The sequence below is a fragment of the Thioalkalivibrio sp. ALE17 genome, assembly GCF_000425605.1.
GTDB lineage: Bacteria > Pseudomonadota > Gammaproteobacteria > Ectothiorhodospirales > Ectothiorhodospiraceae > Thioalkalivibrio.
In genome coordinates this window covers 1-4,124 of record NZ_KE384406.1, presented here as the reverse complement: position 1 = coordinate 4,124, position 4,124 = coordinate 1, and the positions used below count along the sequence as shown (strand labels likewise).

3 protein-coding genes and 1 pseudogene are annotated in these 4,124 nt (G+C 67.8%); 2 read left to right on the top strand and 2 right to left on the bottom strand.

Annotated features, from left to right (window positions below):
• Window positions 1-222: 222 nt before the first annotated feature.
• Entirely contained in the window at window positions 223-1,131 is a 909-nt protein-coding gene (gene nadC, locus H609_RS0112970) for a carboxylating nicotinate-nucleotide diphosphorylase (protein ID WP_028485115.1), read from the bottom strand.
• Window positions 1,121-2,512, bottom strand: a complete 1,392-nt coding sequence (locus H609_RS0112965; RefSeq protein ID WP_018875834.1) for a sodium:alanine symporter family protein — start codon at window positions 2,510-2,512, stop codon at window positions 1,121-1,123. Before H609_RS0112965 ends, nadC begins: the two co-directional genes overlap by 11 nt.
• A 181-nt stretch (window positions 2,513-2,693) precedes the next feature.
• Between H609_RS0112965 and H609_RS0112960 the strand changes: the two genes are divergently transcribed.
• Window positions 2,694-3,614, top strand: coding sequence for a ZIP family metal transporter (locus H609_RS0112960; RefSeq protein WP_028485114.1), 921 nt, complete (start codon window positions 2,694-2,696; stop codon window positions 3,612-3,614).
• Window positions 3,615-3,885: 271 nt separating this feature from the next.
• Window positions 3,886-4,124, top strand: a pseudogene (locus H609_RS0112955) (IS110 family transposase); the annotation flags it as partial.

Genomic DNA, 4,124 nt, shown 5'->3' with positions numbered 1-4,124 from the left:
CAAGCAAGAAAGGACCTCGGGGCGCGCTGGCGAGTCAGCGCCGGGCAGTATGTGGACCGGAGGCACCGTAAACACCGGAGGACGAACCAGGACCAGCCACCAACAGCGCAAGCGGCGGACCGAAGGCACCGTAGACAACAGCGGATGAGCCAGGACCAGCTTCAGTAAGGCAGGCGGCCGACCGGAGCCCTCTCGAATGGAGACCGGTTTCCGGTCGAGCGGTTAATCGAGGCGCAGGGAGTAGTCGATCGCGTGGAGGTGCTTGGTCAGCGCGCCCACGGAAATGTAGTCCACGCCGGTCGCCGCGATGGCCGCCAGGCTGTCGGGCGTGACCCCGCCGGAGGCCTCGGAGATCGCGCGGCCACGAATGCGCCGCACCGCAGTGGCCAGGTCGTCCAGCGACAGCTCGTCGAGCATGATCACGTCGGCTCCGGCGGCCAGGGCCTGGTCCACCTCGTCGAGGCTCTCGGTCTCCACCTCGACCCAGCGTCCGGCACCCAGGGTGCGGGCGCGCTCGACCGCGGCGGCGATGGAGCCGCAGGCGGCGATGTGGTTTTCCTTGATCAGCACCGCATCCCACAACGCCAGCCGATGGTTGTAGCCGCCGCCGCAGCGCACCGCGTACTTCTGCCCATGCCGCAGCCCCGGAAGGGTCTTGCGGGTGTCCAGGACGCGGCTCTCGGTGCCTTCCAGGGGCGCGACCCAGCGCGCGGTCTCGCTGGCGGTTCCGGAGAGGGTCTGCAGCAGGTTCAGGGCCGCGCGTTCGGCGGCCAGGACGGCCCGGGCCGGCCCCTCGAGCGTCGCGATCACCCGGGGTTGGCCGTCCACGGCCACCCGGGCGCCCTCGGGTACCTGCCAGTCGATGCGGGTCTCCGGCGCGAGGCTGGTGAATACGCGCTCGAACCACGCCTGTCCGCAGACGATCGCGGGCTCCTTGAGCAGCAGCGTGGCGCGCGCGACGCGTTCGGCCGGGACCAGGGCGGCGGTCAGGTCGCCGTCCAGGCCGTTGGGGCCGAGGTCTTCCGCGAGGGCGGCCTCGACCTCGCGCACGAGCATGGCGGCATCGGGCCGCGCCGGGCCCTGGGCGAACGGGTCGCTGGGGCCGCCTGCGACCGGGGCCTTATCCGTCATGACGATCCGGGATCGGGCGGTGGGCCACGTAGTCGTCGCGCAGCTTCTTCACCAGGCCGGCCAGGAGGATGAGCGCGATCAGGTTAGGTGCGGCCATGGCGATGTTGGCGATATCGGAGAAGTTCCAGACCACGCCCAGCGGGATGGTGGCCCCGATCACGATCAGGATGACGAACACGATGCGGTAGGGCATGACCGCGCGCTCGCCGAACAGGAAGTAGGCCGAGCGGTCGCCGTAGTAGGACCAGGCGATCATGGTGGAGAAGGCAAACAGCATCAGACTGATACCCACCACCATGGCGCCGAACGGGCCCAGGGTGGAGCTGAAGGCGGTGGCGGTCAGGGAGGCACCCACGACGTCGTCGGCGCGGTCAATGTAGGCCCCGGTAACCACGATGGCCAGACCGGTCAGGGTGCAGACCACGATGGTATCGATAAACGGCTCGAGCATGGCCACCGAGCCCTCGCGCGGAGGATCGCCGTTCTTGGCCGCGGCATGCGCCATGGCCGAGGAGCCCAGGCCCGCCTCGTTGGAGAACATGCCGCGCGCGACGCCGTACTGGATGGCGAGGCCGATCGCGCCGCCGCCGGCGGCCCACGGATTGAGCGCAAGGTTCAGGATGGTGGCGACCGCGGCCGGGACGGCATCGATGTTGGCGACGATCACCACGAAGGCACCCAGCATGTAGATCACGGCCATGAACGGGACGATGGTCGAGGCGATCATGGCGATGCGCTTGACGCCGCCGATGATGACCAGCGCCACGAGCACGGCCATGGTCAGGCCGATGATCAGGGCCATCCAGCCCATGATGTCGTCGTCCGCGCGCAGGTCCGGCACGATGAAGGTCAGGCCGTCGACCACGGAGTTGGCCTGCACCATGTTGCCGATGCCGAACGAGGCGATCAGGGTGAAGGCGGCGAACAGGATCGCCAGCTTCTTCATCTTCAGGCCGTTGAGGAGCGTGAACATCGGGCCGCCGGCGATGCTGCCGTCCGGGGCGATCTCGCGGTAGCGCACCGCCAGGGTGGTCTCCGCGAACTTGGTCGCCATGCCGAAGAAGGCGGTGACCCACATCCAGAACAACGCCCCGGGGCCGCCCAGCGCGATGGCCGTGGCTACGCCGGCGATGTTCCCGGTTCCGATGGTCCCGGACAGCGCGGTGGAGAGCGCCTGGAACGGCGAGATCTGTCCGGTGCCGCCGGCCCGACCGTCCGACCCGCGCAGGGCGCGCCAGCCCTCGCGGAAGGCCACGACCTGAACCAGACCCAGGCGGATGGTGAGATAGAGCCCCGTGCCCAGCAGGAGGATCAGGGTAATCGGGTTACCCCAGAGAAGGCCGGCGGTGTCGCCGAGGAACTGGTCGATGGTGTCGAGCATCGGTGGGTCCTTGTAATCCGGGTGGGACGGCCGAAGTGCTGGCCGAAAACTCTACCGCGCACGGCCGTCGTTTACGATAGGTTGAGCGCACCGCGGCCATAGCCTGTGCCTGTGAAACCCGCAGGCGGCCCGGGAATCCATGGTACAAACACCACGCCGTCAGGACGTTCAAGGATCGAGCATGAGCGAATCAAACGAGCCCGTTGTCGAATACGATCACGGCAAACCGGTCCCCCGGGTCTTCCTGATCGGGTCGCTGATCGCGCTGGCGGCCTTCATCTGGCTGGTCAGTCTGGTCTGGCCTTCGCTGGAAGAGCGGCTCGTCGGCCTGAGTACGCTGCAGATCGGCCTGCTGGCGAGCTTCGTGGCCGGGCTGATGACAGCCGTGGGCGCGCTTCCGATCTTCTTCCTGCGCCGGATCAGCCAGTCGGTGGAGGACGCGATGATGGGCTTCGGCGCCGGAGTGATGCTCTCCGCCACGGCCTTCGAGCTGGTTTTGCCGTCGGTGGAACAGGCCGAGCTGCAGTATGGCGGCGTGGGTATGGCGATTGTCGTTCTGGCGGTGGGCATGGCGCTCGGGGGCGGCGCGCTGCTCGCCCTGCACAAGTGTGTGCCGCACGAACACTTCCACATCGGCCCGCAAAGCGGGGCCGACCCCGCCAAGATCCGCCGTGTCTGGTTGTTTATCTTTGCCATCGCCCTGCACAACCTGCCCGAGGGGCTGGCCGTCGGCGTGGGTTTCGGGGGCGATGACGTCCGTGACGGGATCGCGCTGGCGATCGCGATCGGTCTGCAGAACATGCCGGAGGGGCTGGTGGTCGCGATCGCGCTGCTGTCACTGGGCTACAGCAAGTGGGCCGCATTCGGGGTGACCCTGCTGACCGGGCTGGTGCAGCCAATCGGTGGTCTGGTCGGGGCGGGCGCCATTACCCTGATGGAGTTCCTGTTGCCCTGGGGGCTCGCCTTCGCGGCCGGGGCGATGCTGTTCGTCATCAGTCACGAGATCATCCCCGAGTCGCACCGCAAGGGGCACGAGGCGCAGGCGACGGTCGGCGTGCTGGTCGGTTTCGTCGTCCTGCTGGCGATCGACCTGGCGCTGTAGGGCGCCACGCACATGCACCGTCATTCCGAGGAACCCCAGACGACGCGGCACAAAAACGCGCTGCGCGCTGAACGGCCGCAGGGCGGCCCGAAAGGCGGGCGCAGCGAGTCACCTTCGAAAGCTGGCCGCGCGTCAGCATCCGGTGGTTTCGTAAGGAGGTTGCTTCGTCGCTGCGCTCCTCAATGGGATGGACGCCCCCGCCCTATTACGGCATCGCGATGTGCCAGAGTGGGGGTGATCACTCTCACTCGAAGAAGACGGAGGCGTCCACATGCAGGTTACAACACTCGGTATTGATCTCGCGAAGAACGTGTTCCAGGTCCACGGTGTGGATGCGCAGGGCCGGCAGGTGTTTTCGAAGGCGCTGCGGCGCAGCCAGTTGCGCAACTTCGTCGCCCAGCTGCCGGCCTGCCGGATCGGCATGGAGGCCTGCGGGAGTGCCCATTACTGGGCGCGTGAGTTGCAGGCGCTGGGGCACGAGGTGCGGCTGATGGCGCCGCAGTTCGTGAA

Bases quoted from the DNA above. Each gene is read 5' to 3' on its own strand.
- nadC (WP_028485115.1), bottom strand. From the start codon at position 1,131: ATGACGGATAAGGCCCCGGTCGCAGGCGGCCCCAGCGACCCGTTCGCC.
- H609_RS0112965 (WP_018875834.1), bottom strand. From the start codon at position 2,512: ATGCTCGACACCATCGACCAGTTCCTCGGCGACACCGCCGGCCTTCTC.
- H609_RS0112960 (WP_028485114.1), top strand. From the start codon at position 2,694: ATGAGCGAATCAAACGAGCCCGTTGTCGAATACGATCACGGCAAACCG.